The organism is Psychrobacillus lasiicapitis (genome assembly GCF_006861795.1).
GTDB lineage: Bacteria > Bacillota > Bacilli > Bacillales_A > Planococcaceae > Psychrobacillus > Psychrobacillus lasiicapitis.
Genome location: NZ_VDGH01000015.1, coordinates 33,391 through 57,427, shown reverse-complemented (window position 1 = coordinate 57,427; position 24,037 = coordinate 33,391). Strand labels below are relative to the sequence as shown.

General features: G+C 37.0%; 22 protein-coding genes and 1 riboswitch. Of the genes, 13 read left to right on the top strand and 9 right to left on the bottom strand.

The window, feature by feature from the left end; all coding sequences use genetic code 11:
* Positions 1-114: 114 nt before the first annotated feature.
* On the top strand, positions 115-723 hold the full coding sequence (gene safA, locus FG382_RS20870) for a SafA/ExsA family spore coat assembly protein (RefSeq protein WP_142540785.1): 609 nt from the start codon (positions 115-117) through the stop codon (positions 721-723).
* 88 nt (positions 724-811) lie between these two features.
* Here the strand turns inward: safA and pgeF are convergent, their stop codons facing one another.
* Positions 812-1,588 carry a peptidoglycan editing factor PgeF gene (gene pgeF, locus FG382_RS20865; protein ID WP_142540784.1) on the bottom strand — a complete coding sequence of 259 codons (777 nt, stop codon included), beginning with the start codon at positions 1,586-1,588 and terminating at the stop codon, positions 812-814.
* 303 nt (positions 1,589-1,891) lie between these two features.
* Between pgeF and FG382_RS20860 the strand changes: the two genes are divergently transcribed.
* From FG382_RS20860 to FG382_RS20840, 5 genes are all read left to right on the top strand, one after another.
* Positions 1,892-3,463 carry a malate:quinone oxidoreductase gene (locus tag FG382_RS20860; RefSeq protein WP_268238283.1) on the top strand — a complete coding sequence of 524 codons (1,572 nt, stop codon included), beginning with the start codon at positions 1,892-1,894 and terminating at the stop codon, positions 3,461-3,463.
* A gap of 886 nt (positions 3,464-4,349) precedes the next feature.
* Positions 4,350-4,694, top strand: coding sequence for a zinc ribbon domain-containing protein YjdM (locus tag FG382_RS20855; protein ID WP_142540783.1), 345 nt, complete (start codon positions 4,350-4,352; stop codon positions 4,692-4,694).
* Between the two features lie 106 nt (positions 4,695-4,800).
* Complete coding sequence (locus tag FG382_RS20850) at positions 4,801-6,042, top strand: ATP-binding protein (protein ID WP_142540782.1); 1,242 nt, start codon at positions 4,801-4,803, stop codon at positions 6,040-6,042.
* A gap of 10 nt (positions 6,043-6,052) precedes the next feature.
* The gene (locus tag FG382_RS20845) at positions 6,053-6,955 is read left to right on the top strand and encodes a response regulator (protein ID WP_142540781.1); all 903 of its coding nucleotides are present in this window, start codon (positions 6,053-6,055) and stop codon (positions 6,953-6,955) included.
* 115 nt (positions 6,956-7,070) lie between these two features.
* Positions 7,071-8,345 carry a cation:dicarboxylate symporter family transporter gene (locus FG382_RS20840; protein ID WP_142540780.1) on the top strand — a complete coding sequence of 425 codons (1,275 nt, stop codon included), beginning with the start codon at positions 7,071-7,073 and terminating at the stop codon, positions 8,343-8,345.
* A gap of 50 nt (positions 8,346-8,395) precedes the next feature.
* On the opposite strand, the gene FG382_RS20835 is transcribed toward FG382_RS20840, so the two are convergent.
* From FG382_RS20835 to FG382_RS20825, 3 genes are all read right to left on the bottom strand, one after another.
* Positions 8,396-9,577: an SLC45 family MFS transporter gene (locus tag FG382_RS20835; RefSeq protein WP_142540779.1), complete on the bottom strand. Its 1,182-nt coding sequence runs from the start codon at positions 9,575-9,577 to the stop codon at positions 8,396-8,398.
* Between the two features lie 60 nt (positions 9,578-9,637).
* Positions 9,638-10,831: a glycoside hydrolase family 18 protein gene (locus FG382_RS20830; protein WP_229677446.1), complete on the bottom strand. Its 1,194-nt coding sequence runs from the start codon at positions 10,829-10,831 to the stop codon at positions 9,638-9,640.
* Between the two features lie 520 nt (positions 10,832-11,351).
* Positions 11,352-12,752 (bottom strand): purine-cytosine permease family protein, encoded by a 1,401-nt coding sequence (locus tag FG382_RS20825; protein ID WP_142540777.1) that lies wholly within the window; start codon positions 12,750-12,752, stop codon positions 11,352-11,354.
* A 254-nt stretch (positions 12,753-13,006) separates the two neighbouring features.
* Positions 13,007-13,191, top strand: a riboswitch (Lysine riboswitch).
* 126 nt (positions 13,192-13,317) lie between these two features.
* On the opposite strand from FG382_RS20825, the gene FG382_RS20820 reads away from it, so the two are divergent.
* From FG382_RS20820 to FG382_RS20795, 4 genes are all read left to right on the top strand, one after another.
* The gene (locus FG382_RS20820; RefSeq protein ID WP_229677445.1) at positions 13,318-14,163 is read left to right on the top strand and encodes a transporter substrate-binding domain-containing protein; all 846 of its coding nucleotides are present in this window, start codon (positions 13,318-13,320) and stop codon (positions 14,161-14,163) included.
* Between the two features lie 63 nt (positions 14,164-14,226).
* Positions 14,227-14,979 carry an amino acid ABC transporter permease gene (locus tag FG382_RS20815; RefSeq protein ID WP_188713358.1) on the top strand — a complete coding sequence of 251 codons (753 nt, stop codon included), beginning with the start codon at positions 14,227-14,229 and terminating at the stop codon, positions 14,977-14,979.
* Between the two features lie 18 nt (positions 14,980-14,997).
* The gene (locus FG382_RS20810) at positions 14,998-15,732 is read left to right on the top strand and encodes an amino acid ABC transporter ATP-binding protein (RefSeq protein ID WP_142540775.1); all 735 of its coding nucleotides are present in this window, start codon (positions 14,998-15,000) and stop codon (positions 15,730-15,732) included.
* Positions 15,733-16,604: 872 nt separating this feature from the next.
* On the top strand, positions 16,605-17,771 hold the full coding sequence (locus tag FG382_RS20795; protein WP_142540772.1) for a TraB/GumN family protein: 1,167 nt from the start codon (positions 16,605-16,607) through the stop codon (positions 17,769-17,771).
* A gap of 46 nt (positions 17,772-17,817) precedes the next feature.
* On the opposite strand, the gene tatA is transcribed toward FG382_RS20795, so the two are convergent.
* Positions 17,818-18,021, bottom strand: coding sequence for a twin-arginine translocase TatA/TatE family subunit (gene tatA / locus FG382_RS20790; protein WP_142540771.1), 204 nt, complete (start codon positions 18,019-18,021; stop codon positions 17,818-17,820).
* Between the two features lie 26 nt (positions 18,022-18,047).
* The gene (gene tatC / locus FG382_RS20785) at positions 18,048-18,803 is read right to left on the bottom strand and encodes a twin-arginine translocase subunit TatC (RefSeq protein WP_142540770.1); all 756 of its coding nucleotides are present in this window, start codon (positions 18,801-18,803) and stop codon (positions 18,048-18,050) included.
* A gap of 335 nt (positions 18,804-19,138) precedes the next feature.
* Between tatC and FG382_RS20780 the strand changes: the two genes are divergently transcribed.
* From FG382_RS20780 to FG382_RS20770, 3 genes are all read left to right on the top strand, one after another.
* The gene (locus FG382_RS20780; RefSeq protein WP_142540769.1) at positions 19,139-19,396 is read left to right on the top strand and encodes a hypothetical protein; all 258 of its coding nucleotides are present in this window, start codon (positions 19,139-19,141) and stop codon (positions 19,394-19,396) included.
* 72 nt (positions 19,397-19,468) lie between these two features.
* A complete protein-coding gene (locus tag FG382_RS20775) occupies positions 19,469-20,236 on the top strand; it encodes a gluconate 2-dehydrogenase subunit 3 family protein (RefSeq protein WP_142540768.1) in 768 nt (255 codons plus the stop codon).
* Between the two features lie 21 nt (positions 20,237-20,257).
* Positions 20,258-21,973, top strand: coding sequence for a GMC family oxidoreductase (locus tag FG382_RS20770; protein WP_142540767.1), 1,716 nt, complete (start codon positions 20,258-20,260; stop codon positions 21,971-21,973).
* 60 nt (positions 21,974-22,033) lie between these two features.
* Here the strand turns inward: FG382_RS20770 and FG382_RS20765 are convergent, their stop codons facing one another.
* The 3 genes from FG382_RS20765 to FG382_RS20750 form a co-directional block, all read right to left on the bottom strand.
* Positions 22,034-22,567, bottom strand: coding sequence for a 1,2-dihydroxy-3-keto-5-methylthiopentene dioxygenase (locus FG382_RS20765; protein ID WP_142540766.1), 534 nt, complete (start codon positions 22,565-22,567; stop codon positions 22,034-22,036).
* 191 nt (positions 22,568-22,758) lie between these two features.
* Complete coding sequence (locus FG382_RS20755; RefSeq protein ID WP_142540765.1) at positions 22,759-23,370, bottom strand: methylthioribulose 1-phosphate dehydratase; 612 nt, start codon at positions 23,368-23,370, stop codon at positions 22,759-22,761.
* Positions 23,367-24,032 carry a 2-hydroxy-3-keto-5-methylthiopentenyl-1-phosphate phosphatase gene (locus FG382_RS20750; RefSeq protein WP_142540764.1) on the bottom strand — a complete coding sequence of 222 codons (666 nt, stop codon included), beginning with the start codon at positions 24,030-24,032 and terminating at the stop codon, positions 23,367-23,369. The genes FG382_RS20755 and FG382_RS20750 overlap by 4 nt, the downstream gene beginning before the upstream one ends.
* Positions 24,033-24,037 lie beyond the last annotated feature (5 nt).

The following is a 24,037-nucleotide window of genomic DNA, read 5'->3' as shown; positions in this document are numbered from 1 at the left end:
ATTATTTATTACATATGTAATAAAATCGTAAAAATCCTTCCATATATTAAGTAGTGAATAACTCTATGAAACTACTTACTATGAATATATACCGAATTGGAAGGATTGAATATAATGCTAAAAAAATTAGGGAAAGCTACGATTGCTTCTGTTTTATCTATATCATTATTAGTACCGATGAGCGCTATGGCGGATAGTTCATATTCAGTCGAAGGGGGAGACACACTATGGAAAATAGCATCGAAAACACAAACAGGAGTTCAGGAATTAATCGAGGCAAATCCACAGCTTGCAAATCCAAATCTTATCTACGCTGGTCAAAAGATTAATGTTCCAACAAAAGAACAAGCAAGTGTAGAGCAAGAAGTGATTAAGCTTATAAACATAGAACGAGCAAATGCTGGGCTTCCAGCACTTAAAGACGATTGGGAGCTTGCAAGAGTAGCAGAAGCAAAGTCTCAAGATATGCATGATAAGAATTATTTCGATCACACAAGTCCAACTTATGGTTCACCGTTCGATATGATGAAAGCCTATGGAGTTACATATAAAGCAGCTGGAGAAAACATTGCAAAAGGTCAACAGTCTGCAGCTGATGTAGTAAAAGCATGGATGAATAGCGAAGGACATAGAGCAAACATTCTCAATAAAAACTTCACGCATATTGGAGTAGGATACGTGAAGGACGGTAATTACTGGACCCAAATGTTTATACAAAAGTAAGCGTAGATAAATATAGTCAATTATAAAAGGACCTACAGCCTAGGTCCTTTTTTATATAGTATTCAAATGTAATAAACACTTTTGAATGTTAAGCTCTATCGTAAGCGCCCTTTTTCATAATAAAACTCATATGTCTTCCACTTTTTTTGTCTTGTCGATAGGAGAATCCATTCGGGCTCATAAATGTACAAGTCTGGTCTAATGTAATTTGCGTAGAAGAGATTCCTGCTAACTCACACTGTTTTTTCACGGTTAACTGGTTATCAATGTGATACTTGCATGTTTCGTCATTGTAATAAATAAAATCATCTGCATAACCTAGCTTTTTAAATTGAACATATACATCTTCATCCACTTCAAATTTTTCCTGACTAAGGGCTGGCCCAAGTTGGACGTGTATATCCTGTATATTACATTGTTCAACTTGCTTTAAATGTTCAAAAAGCTTCCATGTAATTTCTTTGACAGTACCTTGCCATCCAGAATGAATGACACCAATGAGGCCCGTTTGCTCATTGAAGAAGATTACGGGAACACAATCAGCGGTGAAGCTACATAATAACAGATCCGACTCATATGTATACAAGGCATCTGTATCCGCTATGGCGTTATCTATCGTATCAGCTCCTCGGCCTTTGTCATCGAGTGTTACTCGGTGGAAATTAGCGCTATGCGTTTGATTGGCACAAACAAAAGTCTCCAGCCCGCAATTTAAAGATGCAGCCAGTTTCTGACGATTTTCTACTACCTGATCTATGTTTTCACATACATGAAGTGCCATATTGTTTTGCTCTGGTTCCCGACTATCTTTCAAGCTTATACCTGCTATGAATTTTTCATTGTTTACGTATATTTTTGTATTCATCTCATCACCTAGTTTAAATATATAGTAATACATAGAGAATGTTAATTAAAAAAGAAACTGGCTTGATTGGTGAGGTCTACGGAAGCTCATGTGACAAAAAACATATTACGCCAAGAGTTTTCCATGAATTCTCTTATATTCCATGACTTAAAACTACAATATGCGACATAGATTGAGATAGGGATGTTTTATTATTAAAATAACTATGATAAACTAATAAAAGGATATTGATATAGAAAAGATGTGTTCCCAGGTTGCGTCTTGTCTTATTATGACGCCAAAGAAGGAGCGTTTACATCCTTTCTGCAAAACTTCACATATAAGGATATGGTAAAAATGAGTAACGGACAAACAAATACAGATGTTATCTTAATTGGTGCCGGAGTCATGAGTGCAACTTTGGGAACATTGCTGAAAGAATTAGCACCAGACTGGAAAATTACAGTATTCGAAAAACTGGACAAACCAGGTGAGGAAAGTTCGAATGAGTGGAATAATGCGGGAACAGGGCATTCGGCACTATGCGAGCTAAACTACACAACTGAAAAACCAGATGGAACAGTAGATATCAGTAAAGCGATAAAAATTAACGAGCAGTTTCAACTCTCTAGACAGTTTTGGTCTTATCTTGTAGAAAGTGATCTTATTAGTAATCCACAAGACTTTATCATGCCATTACCACATATAAGCTATGTACAGGGAGAAAAAAATGTACAGTTTTTAAAAAATCGTTTTGAAGCGCTTTCAACTAATCCATTGTTTGAAGGGATGGAGTTTTCCGATAACCCAGAAAAACTGAAGGAATGGATTCCGTTAATGTTAAAAGATCGAACTTTAGATAAACCTATAGCGGCGACAAAAATAGATTCCGGAACTGATGTAAACTTTGGTGCTTTAACGCGCATGTTAATTGACCACTTAGCAAGTAAAAATGTGGATATTAGATACAATCATCAAGTGAATGACCTTAAACGCACGCCCGATGGTTTATGGGAAGTGAAAGTACAAAGCGATAGCGGTAAACTCGAATATCTTAATGCGAAGTTTGTCTTCATCGGCGGTGGAGGGGGAAGCTTACCTTTACTGCAAAAAACAGGTATACCGGAAAGTAAGCATGTTGGTGGATTCCCGGTAAGTGGGCTATTCCTAGTATGTAAAAACCCTGAGATTGTAGAGCAACACCATGCAAAAGTTTATGGTAAAGCTGCAGTTGGTGCACCTCCAATGTCGGTGCCACATCTGGATACTCGATATATTGACAATAAAAAATCATTACTATTTGGACCGTTTGCCGGCTTCTCGCCAAAATTCTTAAAAACCGGTTCTAATATGGACTTATTAGGCTCTGTAAAGCCAAATAACGTATTAACTATGTTATCGGCAGGAGCAAAAAACATGGGATTAACAAAATACTTAGTCCAACAATTGATGCTATCAAAAGAACAACGCATCGAAGAATTACGAGAATTTGTTCCGAACGCTAAAAGTGAAGACTGGGATATAGTAGTAGCAGGACAGCGTGTACAGGTGATTAAAGATACCGAGGCAGGTGGTAAAGGTACGCTTCAATTTGGTACGGAAGTTGTCACAGGGGCTGATGGTTCAGTTGCTGCATTACTAGGTGCCTCTCCAGGTGCATCTACTGCAGTTCACGTTATGCTTGAAATAATCAATAAGTGCTTCCCGCAACATGCAAAAGAGTGGGAACCAAAGATTAAAGAAATGGTTCCTTCGTATGGTGTATCTCTAGTAGAAAACCCAGAGCTTTTCCGCGAGCTTCATACTTCAACTGCGAAGGTGCTTGGTTTAGACGAAGACATTCTGAACGGAGGAAATTACCCAGAGGACGAGATACAGGAGTTAGAAAAGGTTTAATGAAAGTATGCATAAGAATCGTCAATCCACTAATGGACTGACGATTTTTTTCGTGCTTTTGGAATTTATAAAAAGCTAGAAGTAGGGATAATTTTATCGAGTGATAGAAGTTGTGCCATTTTGATATAAAATGCTATATAGGGAAAATGCGTCTTAAAAATCCTATAAGATGTCCGCTAAGATTTCCGCTCCAGGCGGGCAGTGAGCCTCCTCGTCGCTAATGCTCCTGCGGGGTCTCACCTGTCCCGCTAATCCCGCAGGTGTCGCCGCCTTGCACTTCACTCCCTAGAACTTGCTAGTTAATCCATAACTAAATGCAAAAAAGCTGCTTAATTTACATCTGCCTTGCAATTTCTTATTTAGGATTATTATTACAGGTAAGGTTGCTATTAGCCATTCAAGCAATGATAGCTTCCAATAATTGATACCAATCGTTAGATAGTATATCTTCTTCCACTAATCAAAGGTTTTTAGCTATAGAAAATGCAACATAGTACTAGACCTAGTGCATCAATTCGGAGTAAATAGTAAACTCTATTGGATTGTAGCGAAAGGGCGGCGACTCCAACGCTCGTGGAAAGCGTCCGCCCTGTAGCGGAAATCCCAGGAGATACTTCATACAACTCTTTACGACGAGTTATCTCTATTAAGTGCAAGCTTCTATTGATTGTTCCCAGATGCTATACCAAATAGTGAAAGAAGCATGAGTGCTTAGGATAAAATGCTACAAAAAGAATCGATTAGAGCACCAAAACCCTTTGCTAAAATAACTAATTATTAAAGTAACAGTGACTTATGCTTTTTCTGTAAAGGAGTTGTCAAAAAAACTAGACATGTTAGTATAGAGGCATAATAGGAACTGTTTCGAAATGGAGGAGATGAAAGTATGGATAACTTACCTAACTGCCCAAAGTGTAATTCAGCATATACATATGAGGATGGTAATATTTACGTTTGTCCAGAGTGTGCGCATGAGTGGACTATAGGAGGAGCAGGAGCAGAGGAAAACGAAGAAACGCAAATAGTGCGAGATGCGAACGGAAATATTTTAAGTGACGGTGATTCTGTAACTGTCATTAAAGACCTAAAAGTAAAAGGCAGCTCTTCTACTTTAAAAATAGGTACAAAAGTTAAAAGTATTCGTTTAGTTGATGGTGATCATAATATAGATTGTAAAATTGATGGTTTTGGTGCGATGAAGTTAAAATCTGAATTTGTAAAAAAGGCATAAAATAGTGAAAAGGCGAAGCAGGTAAGTTTATGTTTCGTCTTTTTTTTCTTCTTTATTGTTCAATGTTATACTCAAATTATTAAATAAGCTTTACTAGGAGAGTTTTATGGTTTTACGAGATAGTAAGTATGCAATCATTCTGACTGTATTGTTGACTGTATTGGCAAGTGAGTTCAAGGTAATTCCATTTAGCGGAGAAGCCTTTCGTTTTGGTCTAGGGAGCATAACATTCTTTCTACTTATCCTTATCCGACCACCAGCTTCTCTCCTTTTAACGGGATCCATAACAGGGCTTTCTGTTGTGATTGCTCGAACGGTAAGAGATATATTATTCCATGGGGATACAGTCTTTGTAGGTTTTGTTGACCATGCTCCAGCTTTTTTATATTACTTTTTATTTGCATTAGGATTGCGAATGATAAATTTGGAAAAATACGAGGCTAATCCCTTCATTTTAGGGGCTCTCGGGGTTGGATTTGAATTTATCGCCAATGGCACAGAGCATCTTGTAAGAAACTGGTTTATGTATCAGGAGAATTTAGGTTTTGAAGAATGGGCATTACTATTAGGAGTGGCAGTACTTCGTAGCTATTTTGTAGTAGGATTGTATAGTTCCATCGCGATGTCGGAGCAAAAGAAACGGATGGAAGAAATGCTTAACGTAAATTCTGAGCTATATGCAGAAACACTTTATTTGCAAAAATCGATGAATCATATTGAACAAATTACTGTTTCTAGTCATGATCTGTATCGAAAATTAAAGCAACATAATATGCAAGCATTAAGTGTACAAGCATTACATATTGCACAGGAAATCCATGAAGTGAAAAAAGATTCCCAACGAATTTTAGCAGGATTAAAGAATGTAACAGATGGGAAAAAAGATGAACCTATCTATTTGTCTGAAGTAATTCAGCTTGTTATCCATGCAAATGAAAAATATAGTGAGTTGTTAAGGAAACAGGTTCATTTTTCCATTTTGACAGAATTGGATTTTGAAACAGACAAACAAATCCCCTTACTTGCTTTGCTAAATAATATTGTAGCCAATGCCGTAGAAGCGATAGGGGATAAAGGAGAAATACATATAAGTCTTTTTGAGAAATCTAGCTATACATATTTTTTGATAAAGGACACAGGTAAAGGAATTCCAAAAGAAGATATACCGATCATTTTTGAGCCTGGATATACGACGAAGTACAACGATAAGGGAGTTGCCGCAACAGGGATTGGTCTTTCACATGTGAAAGAAATTATCCAAACATTGAATGGCGACATTCGTGTGGAAACGAGGAAAGAAGGAACTGCTTTTCAAATCCAAATCCCGACGAACAATTTAAGAAAGTGAGTGAATCAACCTGCGCTATTTTATAGTTGATGATGACCTAGCAAGTAGAAAAATGCTAAAAGAGATAATAACAGAAGGGGATATTGGACTAGTAATTGGTGAAGCTAATAGTGGTATCAGTTCATTATCTCCAATCACTACAATGCAGCCAGACGTTGTTTTAATCGATTTTTTAATGCCGGAATTGGACGGCATTGAAACAATTGAACAGTTAAGAAAAAAGGGATATCAAGGGCAGTTTATCATGATTTCTCAAATTATTAATAAAGAAATGGTTGGCGAAGCTTATGAAAAAGGGGTTGAATTCTTTATACATAAGCCGATAAATCGAATTGAAGTTCTAACTATTTTAAGAAAAACGGCAGAACAAATTCGACTGCAGGATTCCCTTCTAGCGATTAAAGAGTCTTTGGCTAATATTGTACCTATTAAAACAGTCTATAAAAAACAAAGTGTAAAAGAAATTGTTCATTCTATATTAAGTGACATGGGTATCCTAGGAGAGGTAGGAATTGATGATATTGTTGCAATGATCGAGTTTCTCTTCGACCAAAAAGATTCAATGATTCAACTACCTCCACTAAAAGAACTATACGAAGCTGTTGCTACAAAATCAGGTATTTCTTTCACTCATTTACAAAAAGAAAGTAAGGCAATAGAACAACGCTTACGTCGAACAATTTTAAATGCGATGAATAATATAGCTTCTTTAGGTGCCATCGATTACACGAATGCCGACTTCGAATACTATGCTCCTCGCTATTTTGATTTTCAAGAAATTAGAAGTCAAATGATTCACATGCAAGAAGGAAGAAAAAACTTTGCGAAAATGAAAGTAAACATTAAGAAGTTTCTCCAAGTTCTTTATATGGAAGTGCAAGAAAAATACAATGAGATTCAAACAAAAAGATAACTCTAAAAATTTTTGTCGGATTTTGTCGGATTTTGTAAGTTTCCTTTAAAATTATTCTTAAGCTTACTCTTAAGTTAGGAAAGCGTTTTCATTGTTGTTAAGGGGGGACTTACGGTTGAAGAAAAAATTTAAATTTACATTGGCATATCAAATTTTAGTTGGGCTTGTCTTAGGTATTATCGTGGGGGCTATCTTTTTTGGTAACCCTGCTGTAGAAACTTACTTGCAGCCTATAGGTACAATTTTTATTAATATGATTAAAATGATTGTTGTTCCGATCATTATTTCTACACTTATTTTAGGTGTAGCTGGAACTGGGGATATAAAGCAATTAGGTAAATTAGGTGGTAAAACACTAATTTACTTTGAAGTTGTGACGACGATTGCCATTATCGTTGGTTTATTGGCAGCGAATGTTTTCAAACCAGGTGAAGGTATAGACATGTCAACACTTTCAAAAGGAAACATCGATCAATACGTGCAAACAACGGAACAAGTACAAGACCATGGTTTCATGGATGTAATTGTAGGAATTGTTCCAAGTAATATTGTTCAGTCTATGGCAAGCGGAGATATGCTTGCAATTATTTTCTTTTCAGTACTATTCGGTTTAGGTATTGCAGCTATTGGAGATAGAGGAAAACCAGTATTAGCATTCTTCCAAGGAACCGCAGATGCGATGTTCTGGGTGACAAACTTTATTATGAAATTTGCTCCATTTGGTGTATTCGCTCTAATCGGGGTAACCGTCTCTAAATTCGGTTTAGAGTCATTACTGCCACTTGGTAAGTTAATGATTTTGGTTTATGCAACGATGATTTTCTTTATCCTTGTTGTACTCGGTGGAATTGCCAAGCTCGTTGGCGTGAATATTTTCCACCTTCTTAAAGTATTGAAGGACGAGCTACTGCTTGCCTACTCTACTTCTAGTTCAGAAACTGTTCTGCCGAAAGTAATGGAAAAAATGGAGAAGTTCGGTTCGCCAAAAGATATTGTATCGTTTGTTGTGCCGACTGGGTATTCATTTAATCTAGATGGTTCTACATTATATCAAGCAATTGCAGCGATCTTTATCGCTCAAATGTATGGTATTGATCTAAGTATTATGCAACAAGTTACATTAGTACTTGTGTTAATGGTTACTTCAAAAGGAATCGCTGGTGTACCGGGTGTATCATTTGTTGTACTACTAGCTACGCTCGGAACAGTAGGAATTCCTTTAGAAGGACTAGCATTTATCGCAGGAATCGACCGACTTTTAGATATGGCACGTACAGTTGTAAATGTTGTAGGAAATGCATTAGCAACAGTTGTTATGGCTAAATGGGAAGGTAGATTTGATAAAGAAAAAGAAGAAAAATACGTTGCTTCTATGGAAGAACTAGCGTAAGAATTTAATTGTGTGCACAAAACCGGCTATCCATTTGGAGGTCGGTTTTGTTATGTGCTTATAACTGTCTTTGGATTGGAAATGCTTTTGACTCTCCACATGCATATTAATGCGAAAAGCATGCTACCAGCTGTGGCATTAAATAAAAAACCAAAACCAAATATATCAATTAGCAATCCTAAAGTCGGTGGAGAAATAATGGCTGCTAACGAGGAAATGAAGTAGTATAAGCCTGTTCTTGTTCCAAAGCTGTGTTCATCTCCCAGGGAAACGATATAAGGGTAAGAGTTAATATTGATGCATGCCCAAAACATGCCTCCTACTAAAAGCAGACTTCGTAAAGAGAAGACCGATTGGACCCAGTTTAATAATAAGAAAACGAAAAATAATCCAACAATACCAAAAAGAATGATCCTCTTCTTTCCAAACTTTGCTCCCAAAAGGCCACTTGGAATAGCCGACAGGACAAAACTTAACGAAAAAAATGCTAAAGAAAAGGCAGAGGCACTTTTGGATAATCCGAGCTCATTTACTCCATATAATGTAAATAATGCTTCCATTCCTTGAATAGCCATAAACCAAAAGAAGATCGCGGCTAAAAGAAAGATAGTTGGTTTATTTAATTCTGCTTTGTAGTTAATAGTTGGCTTCACGGGTTCAATGAAAGGGATAGTGTCTTCTTTTTCCCGTATATTTTTAAAAACAACAATCAGCGCTATTATTAAGGCGACGGATACTGCTAAAAATGGTAAAGACTCTTTGATACCGAAAAGATATGAGCCTATACTGAATGCTAAAATACCACCGCAACCACCCATGAAGTTAATGATACCATTTGCTTTTGTACGCTTTTCTTCAGGTGTTATATCAGGCATTAATGCAATAGTTGGTGACCGGAAAATAGCCATGGATACATTCATACAAACCATAAATAGGATTAACGTAAGCAAGCTTGTATGAAAAGGGATAAGCCCGTAAAAGATTGCGGCAAAAGGAATGCCGATGAGTAAATAAGGCATGCGGCGTCCAAATCGGGTATTCGTTCGATCACTACGGTTTCCGATATAAGGTTGTAAAAAAAGAGCGAAATAATTATCAATTGTCATTAGAAAGCCAATAAGGGCAGTACTTGTTAGATAATCATTTAGAAAATATGGGACAAATCCATTGTATAATGCCCATCCTAAGCTAATACTAAAAAAACCAACCCCTAGTAACCATGTTTTTTTCACTATGTTCCCCCTTGTATAGACGCTTAAGATCCCACTTTACATGGAGGAATCTCACTGCTCTTATAGAACCTTCTTCGTGTTAAAAAACTCTTCAACCAAGATGGCAGACTGGGCAAATTGCAATCCCAATTGCCAAGCTCCTGCCCCTTTCAAACGATACTCCACTACTAGTTCTAGTTTTTCAGCACGAGCTCTCGAATCCTCGTACCACACGATATGTCTTTTCCCTTTTATATCCAAATACTGATAAAAGGGTTGTTGATACTCGGTAGAATAGGAAATGGGTACTTGTGATATCATAGCAGTTTCAACTGCTTCAGCTACAGAAACTGCCCTAGCACTTACCACGTTTCCGTAGTCCATTGTCCAATCGTAGCCATAGCGGGGAACACCGAGAATAATCTTATTTCTGTTCATATGTTGAAGTGCAAATTGAATGGTTTTTCTTACTTCAGTAATAGGGGCTACAGGACCGGGTGGACTACTTGCTTCGTGAAAATCGTACGCCATGATAAAAACAAAATCTACAGATGCCCCAATTCCTCCATAATCATATCCTCTTAGCCAAGGGATATTATCACTCGTTTTAGGTGGAACAGCAACAGATATATAATATCCTTCAGGGCTTAATCTAGCCCTTAATGTATGCAAGAAGCCAGTATATAGATCCCTTAGTTCTTCTGGTACTTGTTCAAAATCGATATTTACACCTGCATAGTTCTTGTTCTTAACTAACTGGTATATATTATTGATAACCCGATTTCTTATTTCCGTTGAACCTAATACTCGACGCGTTAACTCAGGGCTAAAACCAGTGGAAGTTAGGTTCGTAACAACGGCTAAAGGGGCTACTCTACTTTCTCTTGCTGTTTGTATCATTTGCTGATCGTCTAATAGACTTAAGCTTCCATCTTCTAAAACATGATATTCAAAGATGCCTAAAAAGGTATTAATAGGTGCATATCTTTCTATAAGTCTCGTATTTCTATCGGGTGTTGAAGGTGTAATATAACTTAAATTTTCTGCGCTGTACTTTGTCCGTGGAGGCAAATATAATTTCGTTCCTATCATTAGCACATCCGAATGTAATCCATTATATAGGCGTATTTTTTCCATTGAAATGAAGCTCATCCGAGAAATTGTATATAATGAATCTCCAGGCTGCACAATGTAGATATTTGTCGGAATAAGTAAATCCTGGCCGACTACTAAACTTTCTGTTGTTAAATCGTTAATCGCGCGAATACTATCCATTAAGACTTGGTACTTGTTCGCAATGGAAAATAAAGAATCGCCCGTTTTAACTACATAAATAAATATACAAATCCCTCATCTCCACTTTAGTCATTCATTTAACCATATGTCATTGCTTTTTTGTTCATAACTAACAGCCTGAGAGCGTCCAAAAATAAAAACAAGCACTAACTTGTAAAAGTAAGTACTTGTTGTTTATTTTATTCCTCAACTGGATAAATGATTTCTGTTTCGGATAAGTAGTAAATGTAAAAAGAGTAGCCAGCCTTTCTCAGACTGAATAGCTACTCTTTTTTATATGTGGAAAAATATTGAGGTATATATGTTGGAGAGATTACGAATGAAAAACCAATCAAAATGATCAGCATACTATAAATACAACCTCAAAAAAAGAAGCGTGAATATAGCGTGTAACGAATCAAATACCTTAAATAAGGAAACATGGAAATCAGTCGATAAAATGAATGGTGGGCTGATCGATTGGTTAATTGCTATTAAAGAGGCAATCCATTTCTACCTATTAAGCAATGTAATCATCTTTAGGAATGTCGGTAGGAATTCCTTTGCTATAATACTTTCCTTTAGTAGAAATAGCTAAAATTACTGTAAGTATAGCTGCTAGGATCGCTGCGAAAAATGCTGCAGTACTTTGCAAAAATGATCCCATATATCCTAATGCAGCTATCGTTCCTAGTGCGCTGGAGATTAATAGAGAAACGACTCCAACAGGATTCCATTTATATAAATACTCGTGCCGAGCTTCATAATAACCAGGTCCAATTTTCAATAGCTTTTTCACGATCATCGCATCAGTCACTAATATAGCTGCCCAAGCGAGTAAGAAGACTCCTTGGAATGTCATGGCAGTATCTAGATGATCGACAATACCACCTAGCATTAAACCAATAGCAACTACTCCGGATACAACTACCCAAAAGCGTCTACCTGGTGTAAATTTAAAAATGTTCTCGAAGAAGTTAGCAAGTGATAAGGAACTACTGTATATATTTGTAACATTTATACGTAGTTGCGTTAGCATTGTAAACAAGGCGCCACCTATACCTAAGAGCAGTACAATATAAACTCCTGGATTTGGCTCACCTAAACGAACACCAAACCATATACCTAGACCTCCCATGACACCAAAACAGAAAATTTGAGGAATAAATCCAATGGCGAAAGAACCCACTTTAATATCTTTCGGTTTAAGAAAACGTGCATAGTCCGATGATAGTAAAGCTGTAAGACCCATTATTCCGTGATGCATCCCGATACAAAGTAGTAAGGCTTGTCCACCCATTTGGACTCCTTCTGGCATGTACGTCCAAAAAGCTCCTTCATAAACGGAGGGCTTGTAGAATGACATAACAATGGCCGCTATTAAAAAAATACCGAAAATCGGTAATGACCACTTTTGTAATTTATCGAGCTGTTTGATTCCAAACCAATTTAATGGAATGACTATTGATCCGAAGAAAATGATAAGCGCCCATTCTGGTAGGGCGGGGAAGAAGGTGTGAATTGCGGAAACTAGAATTAATCCTTCAAATGCACAATACATGATGAAGTTTGTTGCATAAATGAATGAGGTTAACGATGCACCTATGTAACCAAAACCTCCACCCCTAGATAATAAATTGACATTCATACCGGATTTTGCTGAAAGATAAGCAATGAATGTTCCGAGTATACCAGCAACGATTATCGCATATATGGAGGATATGATGGCATTGATGGCTCCGAATTGGAGTGCCATAACGCTTCCCATTTGAAAATAAAAAATTGCCGTTGCGATACCAAATGTGATGTTGGTAATGCTAAACCAACCCATTTTTCTCTTATCTCGTGGCACTCTGTCTAGTGAATAATCATCTTTCATTTCTTCTGACACTTTGTGATCTGCGACTTGGACAGATCCCATAATATCAACTCCCTTTTTGTATAAATTTATGAAAATGCAATTTCCATTTTTTGTATATATATTCGTTCACCAATTCATCCATTTTCCATTATACCAATAAAATCAGAGTTTTATCAAATGTGGTGTTTTTAAGGGCATACGAAAAATGATTTTTCTGGAAGTTTAAAAAGTCGTTTTAAATAGACCGGTTGACACATATCTGATGTTGTTGTAGACTATGAAACATAAATTAATTAAATATGACCTCACTTGATAAGTGGGGTAGAGGCGCGATATTTATTAGTCTTTAGCGGAGTTTGAGAAGCAATGATGCTAAGGAGAAGGAAATGTCGCCGAAGTTTGTAAATATTTCTCCGTATTACATGCTGGGTCTGCAGTGAATAATTGCAGGACTGTCCACTATAAACGTCCCGGTTAATAGTGGTGTGCTATCTCATTTGGGTAAAGTAGAGGATTTAGGGCAACTATACAAATTGCGACCTGAGTTCATCTCAGGTCTTTTTTATAGGTTGTCCTTTTTTATTGTTTTCGAACATAAACTAAAAATAAAAGGAGAGAAATACAAGTGAAAAATAAATTTCTATTACTAATGATGTTCGCATCAATCTTGTTACTTTTAGCGGCATGTGGAACGGATAACACAGAAAAAACAGGTTCAGGTTCGGCCACACAAGAAAGCGATACATTTACAATCGGTTTAGAAGCTGGATATCCACCATTTAACTGGACACAAATGGACGATTCCAACGGTGGAGTGAAACTTAAAGGCAACGCAGAGTACGCAGGTGGATACGATGTAGAAATGGCTAAGAAAATTGCGGAAGGTTTAGGAAAAGAATTAGTCATTGTTAAAACAGAGTGGGATGGTTTAGTTCCGGCTCTAACATCAGGTAAAATTGATGCAATAATGGCGGGGATGTCTCCAACAAAAGAACGTAAAGAAACAATTGACTTCTCTGACAACTATTATACTTCTAATTTTGTAATGGTCGTAAAAAAGGGCGGACCTTATGAAGGGGCTAAGTCCATCCAAGATTTAAAAGGGGCAAAAGTGACCGGTCAGCTAAACACATCCCATTACGGAGTGATCGATCAAATTGAAGGCGTAAAAAAACAAACGGCTATGGATAATTTCCCGGCAATGCGAGTTGCTTTAGAGTCAGGTAAAATCGATGGATATGTATCCGAACGTCCAGAGGGAATTAGTGCTTCCTCTGCCAATGAAAACTTTGTTATGGTTGAATTTACAGATGGATTCAAAGCATCAGAAGAAGAAACGGCAGTTGCAGTGGGTCTTAAGAAAGATAGTGAACTAACAGAAAAAATTAATGAGATTTTAGCGAAGGTTTCAGAAGAAGAACGTCAAGAAATTATGGATAACGCAATAAAAAATCAACCAGCTGCAGAATAATGACAGAACATATCGGCTGCAATTTTATTGCAGTCGTTTTTTACGCTTAAAAGGAGGAATATGATGAGTTTCGAGTGGATAGTATCAATCGTTTCCGATAACTGGCCGATGTTCCTTCGGGGAGCAGGAATTACTTTATTAATTTCTATTATCGGTACAATAGTCGGTTCGGTTATCGGTTTATTAGCAGGAGTTATACGCACAATTCCGGTGCCTGAAAGAGCAGCAAAACGAATAATACTAAAGGTAGTAAATATAATTCTTTCTGTATATATAGAATTTTTCCGTGGAACGCCAATGATTGTACAGGCAATGGTTATTTATTATGGATCTATGCTAGCTTTTAATATTGATATGAATGCTCTAGTGGCAGCTGTTTTCATTGTATCGATCAATACAGGAGCCTATATGGCAGAAATTGTTCGGGGTGGAGTCATTTCTATTGAAAAAGGGCAATTTGAAGCTGCCCAAGCAATCGGGATGAATCATATTCAAACAATGCTTCATGTGGTTTTACCACAAGTAATTCGTAATATATTACCGGCAACAGGTAACCAATTTATCATTAATATTAAAGATACATCTGTACTAAACGTCATTAGTGTATCGGAGTTATTTTTCCAAACAAAATCGATTGCAGGAAACAACTTCCGTTATTTTGAATCATTTTTCGTCGCGTGTGTGTTGTACTTTGTTATGACATATACAGTAACACTAATCCTACGTTATTTTGAAAGAAAACTAGATGGTCCTGAAAACTACAGCATGATTGGTCAACCAGCACAAGTAACTTTAACGAATACGAAAGAAAGCTAAGGCGGAGGAGGAGCAACAATGGATAAAGTAATTGATATACAACATTTAAGCAAATCCTTTGGAGCACGTGAAGTACTGAAAGACATTGATTTCTCTGTTAAAAAAGGGGAAGTGGTCAGTATAATCGGTTCTTCTGGATCTGGTAAATCCACGCTTCTTCGTTGTATTAATCTTTTAGAAAAACCGAGCGGTGGTCAAATTATCTATAACGGTGAAAATATTTTAGATGATAAACACGATATCCACGCTTACCGTACAAAGTTAGGAATGGTTTTCCAACAGTTTAACTTATTTAATAATCATAATGTGTTGAGCAACTGTGTAGTTGGACAAATAAAAGTGTTAAAACGTTCTAAAGAAGAAGCAGAAAAAATAGCGATGAAGTATTTAAAAGTCGTTGGGATGGATCAATATGTGAACGCAAATGCAAAACAATTATCTGGTGGACAAAAGCAACGCGTGGCAATCGCTCGCGCACTTTCGATGGAACCAGATGTGATGTTATTTGATGAACCAACATCGGCTCTTGATCCTGAAATGGTAGGGGAAGTACTGAAAGTCATGAAGGAGCTTGCCGAATCAGGTCTTACCATGTTAATCGTGACGCATGAAATGGAATTTGCAAAAGAAGTTTCAGACCGTGTAGTATTTATGGATAAAGGGGTTATTGCAGAAGAAGGTAGCCCAGAGCAAATTTTCAATAATCCAATTCAAGAACGTACGAGAGAGTTTTTAAAACGTACATTAAAATAATATCGGACATCCATTTACGTTGAAGCGTGAATGGATGTCCTTTGTTGTTTTATGAAGCAAAACATTGAATTACTAGGAGGTAAGCATTATAGGGAAACAGCGAGGGTAGCGAGTTGATTAGTGTCCACTGGATTTCCGCTACAGGGCGGACGCTTTCCACGGGCGTTGCCTCAGCCGCTTCCTTCACTTCGCTCAGTCCAGGGTCTTCGACTAACGCTGGTCCCGTTGGAGTCGCCGCCCTTTCGCTACAATCCACAAGATTCGCTAACTAATCATTGTCACCGTTCCAAATTCAATCAATAGTTGAGTGAAACCAAACACCCATATAGATGCTGATTATTAATACTTCATCAAATAAAATGTAGTATTAGTAATCAGCATCTCAAACCAAGTATGTCCTTTTCTTTGAGGATTTCTTGTTTTTTGATACTTTTAGTTGCTCTTAATCGGCCGCTAATAACTATTTTTGGGGATATACACAAGTTAATAATTGTAGAATCGTAGAATTTTATTTTGATTAGCTACTAAATAGTCAGCCAGTTCTATTGATTGAAGCGCAAGGCGGCGACACCTGCGGGAACAGCGGGACAGGTGAGACCCCGCAGGAGCATGCGACGAGGAGGCTCACCGCCCGCCCCGCGGTAAGCATCCGCCTTGCGCTTCAATCAATTGCCTTTGCCGTATCTCTTTACGTCGCAGTTTCCCTATACGATGAAGTACCACAATATACAACTATAGAAATACCTTCATTTTCTTATGCAAATTAATAAAACATAATTGAAATTTCCCCTAATCTACTTCATTATTAATAATAGACAGTCTTTTGTGATGCATTTGTACAAAAGAAATATGCTCAACGAAGGAAGAAACTTGTGAGAGAAGAGAATATTACTCGTATAAATTTAGATGGGAAAGAATTAATATTAATCGGAACCGCGCACGTATCAAGACAAAGTGCAGAACAAGTAAAAGAAGTAATTGAGGCAGAAAAACCAGATTCTGTATGTATAGAGTTAGACGAACAGCGATATCAATCCGTGATGGAAGGAAGCAAATGGAAAGATACAGATATTTTTAAAGTAATCAAAGAAAAGAAAGCTACATTGCTTTTGATGAATTTAGCAATATCTTCTTTCCAAAACCGTTTAGCTAAGCAATTTGAGATAAAACCTGGACAGGAAATGATTCAAGGGATTGAATCAGCGAAAGAAAACGGAGCAGAGCTAGTGCTTGCAGACCGAAATATTCAAATTACCTTTTCTCGTATTTGGCATAATCTCGGGTTTATGGGAAAAGCAAAACTGCTTAACGGAGTAATCTTTAGTATTTTTAGTAAGGAAACTATTTCAGAGGAAGAATTAGAAAAGATGAAAACGCAAGACACACTAAATGCAGTGCTTGCTGAATTCACCGAGTCTTTTCCCAAGCTAAAAACTCCATTGATCGATGAAAGAGATCAATATCTTGCACAAAAAATTAAAGATGCACCAGGTAAGAAGGTAGTAGCTATTTTAGGTGCTGCGCATGTACCTGGTATTACGAAAGAGATTCACAAGGAGCATGATTTAAATGTACTTACAGAAATCCCTCCAAAGTCAATTGTTCCGAAGATTTTAGGGTGGGCAATACCAGCTCTGCTCGTTGCATTAGTTGTATATACTTTTATAGCAAATCCAACTGCTGGCTTTGATCAAGCGTTAAGCTGGGTTCTGTGGACGGGAAGTTTTGCTGCTATTGGAGCTGCGGTTGCACTCGGGCATCCGCTCGCAATCTTATCAGCTTTCATTGTAGCTCCCATCACAACGTTACATCCTTTAATAGCATCTGGCTGGGTTTCGGGCATTGTTCAAGCATATTTCCGTCGTCCGAATGTCGGCGACTTTGAGACACTATCGGAAGATGTTTTTACGATTAAAGGTTTTTGGCGGAACAAAGTGACTCGAATTTTATTGGTCGTTGTTTTAACAAATCTTGTCGGTTCTATCGGAACTTTTATAGGCGGCGCAGATGTAATTCGAGTATTCTTTAATAATTTATAAAAAAATGTAAAAGCCAGCTATTCAAGAGGATAGCTGGCTTTACATATTAGTTTTTCTTTTTAAGGTCTACTTCTTTGTCATCTAGTTTAAATTCTTCTGTTACATCATCCACGATATCTTTCGTAGAATTTTTAAATTCTTTTAAAGTTTGTCCAACTGCTCTACCTAATTGAGGTAATTTCGAAGGTCCGAAAACGATTAAAGCAATGATTAAAATGACGATTAATCCTGGTACACCGATGTTTGGCATGGGATGTTCCTCCTCGTAATATTAGATTAGTTCTCTAAGCTTTCTTCCTCAAGGGCTTGTTTTGCAAGTTGTTTTTTATAAGACCAGCTTGAAACGAGAATACTTATTTCAAATAGCAATAGTAATGGAACAACGATGATAAAATCAGAGATAAAGTCTGGAGGTGTGATAGAAACTCCAACCACTACTAGTATAAAGTAAGAAACCTTTCTCATCTTTCTTAAACGATCGGGAGTTATGATTCCTAGTTTAGTTAGAAACAAAATAATGACTGGTAATTCAAATACAATACCCACTGGAATGATTAAGTTAAACATGAATGTGAAATATTGCTGCATTCCATACGTTTCTAATGCACCGATTGAATCGTTAATATTCGACATAAAGTTCAACATAAGCGGGAAAAGTATAAAATAACTAAAACTAATTCCTGCTAAAAACAAAAAGAAGGAGACAGGTATAAAGTAAATTGTTCCTTTTGCTTCTTTTTCTAATAGACCTGGCTTTACGAATAACCAGATTTGATACATGGCAATTGGTAAAGTAATTAATATAGCTAAAATAAGAGCACATTTAACATAGATCATAAGGCCATCAGTATAACCAAACACGTTCCATTCAACATGGGCAGCTGTCGGTTGTTGTTTTATAAAAGTTAATGTCTTTGGTGCAAGCCAAAACCCTAGTGCAAGTGAAAGGATAAATGTTGCCGCTACAATGATAAGCCTTTTGCGTAATTCAGTTAAATGTTCGACAAGTGTCAATTCTGGTTCATGAGTCATTTGGTTTTACCACCCCATCTTCTCAAACAAAGTGAAGTTTGCTTATGTTTTATGATATTTATTCAGAAATAGATCCTAAAGTGAATAATATAGACTCACTTTATCTTCACATTATACTCTTTCCAATGGATTTGTAAATAAAAGTACTCCTTGTTTATCTAAAAGAATCAATCGAATTAAATGAACATTATATATATTGTACATTTTAAGTTAAAATGTATACAATTATTGTAGCGATATAGTATAATTGTCCACGTTGTTTTTCATCTAAAATTTACAATTCAATAAAAAAATCGAACTTTTATTTAACTAGATAAAGAAGAGAGGGAATCAAAGTGAATCAATATAATGTCGAAGAATTGAAAATGTTAAATCAAGTATTATTTGCCCTTTTCCTTGTTGCCGATTTTGCGTTGTTTCTTCACTTTAACAATAGTGAATTTCCATGGTTTGCTTTACTTGGGTCAGGGATAGGATTAGCTATAATTGTTTATTGTTGGACGGAAAAAAAGGTTTCACTTTTTATCGGTTCATTACTAGTATTTACAGTTGTGTTTTCTATCATTTATAACTGGCCAGTCTTTCTACATTAAAATATTTATATGCATTTTTGAATGAAATAAACAAATAACTTCGAAATAATAAAAATAAATGGAGGAATTATTATGTCAGAAAAGGAAAAAAACAGTCCTATTTTAGATAAACGTTCTTCAAGACGTACTTTTATTAAAAATTCAGGATTAACAGTTGGTGGGGTTGTATTAGGTGGTGCGCTTGGAAGTCTTTTAGTAAACAAAGATAAAACAGCAACACCCGAAGCACCTGCACATACTGAAACAGGTGCTGCTGCAAACCCAAATGTTGCATTAATGTTCTTTACACCTGACGAGTATAGAATGACTCAAACAGCAGTAGAACGCATTTATCCGGCAGATGATAACGGACCAGGAGCAAAAGACTTGAATGCTGCAATTTATATTGACCATCAACTTGCTGGGCAATATGGTTTAAATTCAAAAGACTATCGATTAGGGAATTTTTACGCACCAGAACCAACACAAGGTGCACAAACAAAGATCCTCAATAAAGATTTATTCCTATTAGGCTTAAAGGAATTAAATAACTATAGTAAACAAAACTTTGAAGCAAATTTTGTCGAATTAGAAGCAGCTGATCAAGACACAGCACTAGCAGCGTTTAGTGAAGGTAAAGCACAATTCGCTGGCACTAGCTCATCGGAATTCTTTAATCTACTTCGTAAGCTTACAATTGAAGGTGTTTATGCAGACCCGTTATACGGTGGAAACAAAGATATGCAAGGCTGGGCAATGCGTAAATATCCGGGATCTCGTATGAGCTACGTTAAAGAAATTCAAAGTGAAACATTTGTCAAACTTGATCCACAAGGCTTAAACAGCCACATGGGACATTAATAGAGGAAAGGATGAAATAGAATGGCTACAAAATTACCTAAAGTACCTGTTGTGGTTGTAGGAATGGGCTGGGCTGGCGGAATCATCTCAGCTGAATTAACGAAAGCTGGAATTCCAGTTGTTGGGATTGAACGTGGGAAAGAACGTAAAACAGAAGACTACTTAATGGGTCACGATGAGCTGCGTTTCCAACATCGCACGGAGTTAATGCAAGATTTATCGAAAGAAACAATTACACATCGTAATACATTGAATATGCGTGCACTACCTATGCGAAACTACGGAACATTCATAGTTGGAGATGGATTGGGCGGTGCGGGAAGTCACTGGAATGGTCAAACGTACCGTTTTTTACCGTATGATTTCGAGATTAAAACACTTACAGAACAAAAATATGGTCCAAATAAAATTGCTCCCGAATATACAATTCAAGACTGGGGTATTACATATGATGAAATGGAACCGTATTATGATACATTTGAAAAAATGGCTGGTATTTCTGGTGAAACCGTTGAACTTTATGGAAAACGAGCTAATCCATATCCAACAGGTCCGATGTTAAAAACACCTGTATTAGAAGTGTTTGAAAAAGCTACGACAAGTCTAGGATACAAACCATATATGGTTCCATCTGCAAACCTTTCGGAAGCTTATACGAATCCGGATGGAATTTCACGTGCTGCATGTCAATATTGTGCATACTGTGAGAACTTTGGTTGTGAGTATGGTGCGAAAGCAGATCCAGTTGTAACCGTTATTCCTGTTGCAAAAGAAACTGGGAAACTAGAAACACGTACACATTCCAACGTATTGCGTCTTACAAAGGATGGTAATAGAGCAACTGGAGTAATATATGTAAATACTATAACTGGAGAAGAATTTGAACAACCAGCAGATGTTGTGGTTGTTGCTAGTTACGTATTTAATAATGCACGTCTTTTACTAAACTCTGGTATAGGAACGCCTTATAACCCGGAAACAGGTAAAGGTACAATCGGGAAAAACTATGCTTATCAGGTTTCTTCAGGCTTCACTACTGCATTCTTTAAAGATAGAGAGTTTAATCTATACGCAGGTGCTGGTGCACTTGGAATCGAAATTCCTGAGTTCACTGGTGATAACTTCGACCATTCCGATCTTAATTTCATTCATGGTTCTGGTATTCGAATGTTCCAATACGGTGCACGCCCAATTGCGAACAATGTGGTGCCAAGTGGAACACCTAGCTGGGGTGCTGAGTTTAAGAGTGAATCTATTCGTTGGGCAAACAGCTTCTTGAAAATTGCTTCCCAAGGGTCGAGTATGCCGCATAAAAATAACTATCTTGATTTAGATCCTGAGTTTAAAGACGCATACGGAATGCCTTTACTACGTATGACATATGATTATACAGATCAAGATCGTGAATTAGTAAAATACATGGCTGGTGTTACAAGTAAAATCGCAGAAGAAATGGGTGCAGATATTATTGATACTGTTTCTGAACAAGCTCCTTTCAACGTGAACAAAGATACAAACACACATAACACAGGCGGTGTTATTATGGGGGCAGACCCAGCTACGTCTGCAGTTAACTCCTATCTACAAATGTGGGAAGCTGAAAATGTATTTGTTGTGGGTGCATCCGCATTTCCACATAACAGTAATTTCAATCCTACTGGTACACTTGGTGCACTATCTTACCGTGCTGCAGAAGGTATTCAAACATACTTAAAACAAGGTGGATTACTTGTTTAATAATTGATAAAAAAACACCTAAATTGCTTTTTACCACGGCAATTTAGGTGTTTTTTTCATTTAGTTTTGTGCAACTTCATCCTGGTAAACTGGTACCCAGCCTTCCGTTGTTACGAAAATTCGAACTGCGACTACTTTACGGTCTTCTGCAAGTGTAAAGTAATGGGTAATATTTTCAGGAACAGATATTAGGTCTCCTGGAGATAAATGAACTTCAAAGAATCGCTCATCCTTCCCTTGGATGATAAACACTCCATGACCACTTACAATATAACGAACTTCATCGTCTGTATGAATATGTTTGCGTTCGAAGTTTTTCAACAGCTCATCTAAATTAGGGTTAGAATCTGATAAAGAAATGATATCGGATGCTTGGTAGCCACGACGTTCTGAAATGTCATTAATTTCCGCTTGAAACGCTTGTAGAATTTCCTCTTTTTCCTCATCGCTAAGATCAAATTTCTCACGAAGATGCACTGGTAACTTTTCAATATTCCAATGTTCATAAACAACTTCTTGGCTTTCTAAAAATGCCGCAACCTCGTTTTGCGCTTCAATTGTTTCGTTTGTTCCTTGAATTTTAATAATAGCCATTTCAATCTTCCTCTCTTAATTTTTTTATCCCGCATTAACGGGCAGTGAGATTCCCACATCAAGTTTTAAGAGATGTGAAAAGATAAGTGGGAGATAAACTGCCCGTAAAAGCCTTATGAAATAATCGTAGTCTAAGTAAGCAACATCGAGTTGTTCCTGCGTAACCCATATCGTGTGGGCCTTAATAAGTTTCACTTTATCTGAAGTAATGCCAATTGGTACTGAAATAAAAACTCACAAGCTTCTAATAGTTTCTTTGCTTCAAAACCATCTTTACCCCAAACGGTAATGCCATGGTTTCGGATTAATACGGCTCCTTTATCGGCATGGATATGGGAACTAAATTCTTCCGCTAGACTTGGAATATGCGCATGATTTGTGATTATGGGAATAGAAAGTAATGCATCCTCATCCCATAAACCAAATGCTTTAATAAGTTCCTGACCTTGAAAATCTATTTTGCCCTCGTTTCCGTATATTTCCGAAATTACATTATTTGCTACTGTATGAATATGAAGGCTACAGCCAGCTGAGGTTTTGTTGTATATAGCACAATGCAGTAAAGTTTCTGCAGAGGGCTTTAAATCGGTTTCTTCAACTGGATCTGCATTCGCATTTACGAGCAAGAAGTCTTCCATTGTGCGCTTCTTTTTATCTTTCCCACTAGCTGTCACTAAAAAGCGCAGTGGATCATCGCTCACTTTTATCGCTAAGTTTCCGCTAGTACCCATGAACCAGTCTCTTGCCGCTAGTTCGTCTTTAATATCTGCTAACTCTTTCCATTTGTTTTGGAGTGCGATCATATTTCTACCCCTAACTTTGCATCAATTATGTTAATGACGTCATGGAAGCTTTCAAACGGCTCAAATGGAATATGAAGTTCTTCGCATTTTTTAACAAGGAAATCTCGTGCAATGACGATATCCGCTAATTTTGCGGCTTCTAGATCGGTGATAGAATCTCCAATTACAATGCTTAATGCATCACTGTCTTGCAGTTTACGAATAATGGAAGGTTTGCAGCAACCACAGCCCTGGTTTGTACACTGCTCATCGCAACCATATGGAAAGTGAATCTGTATTGAATCCCCTGAAAAATCTGCTTCATTACAGTAAACTTCAGAAAACGGTCCGAATGGCTCAAGCATCGGATTCACAAAAAAATCGATTCCACCACTCACGATATAAAGTGGGATATTGTTTTGTTTTGTATAAGAAACAAATTCAGCAAAGCCTTCGCGTATTTGTGCTTGCTCTAGTAAATACGAAACAATTTGATCTTTCAATGAAGTAGGGAGTAGTGCAAACATTTGAGCTACCCCTTCACGAATCGTTTGCTTCTGAGCCAAAATATTGTCTTTAATCGGTAAATATTCAGGAGGAGCAAATTTTTTCATAATCGAGATGATATTGTCTTGATTTGTAATAGTGCCATCAAAATCACAAAAGATGACTAGTTTTTTCATTGTGT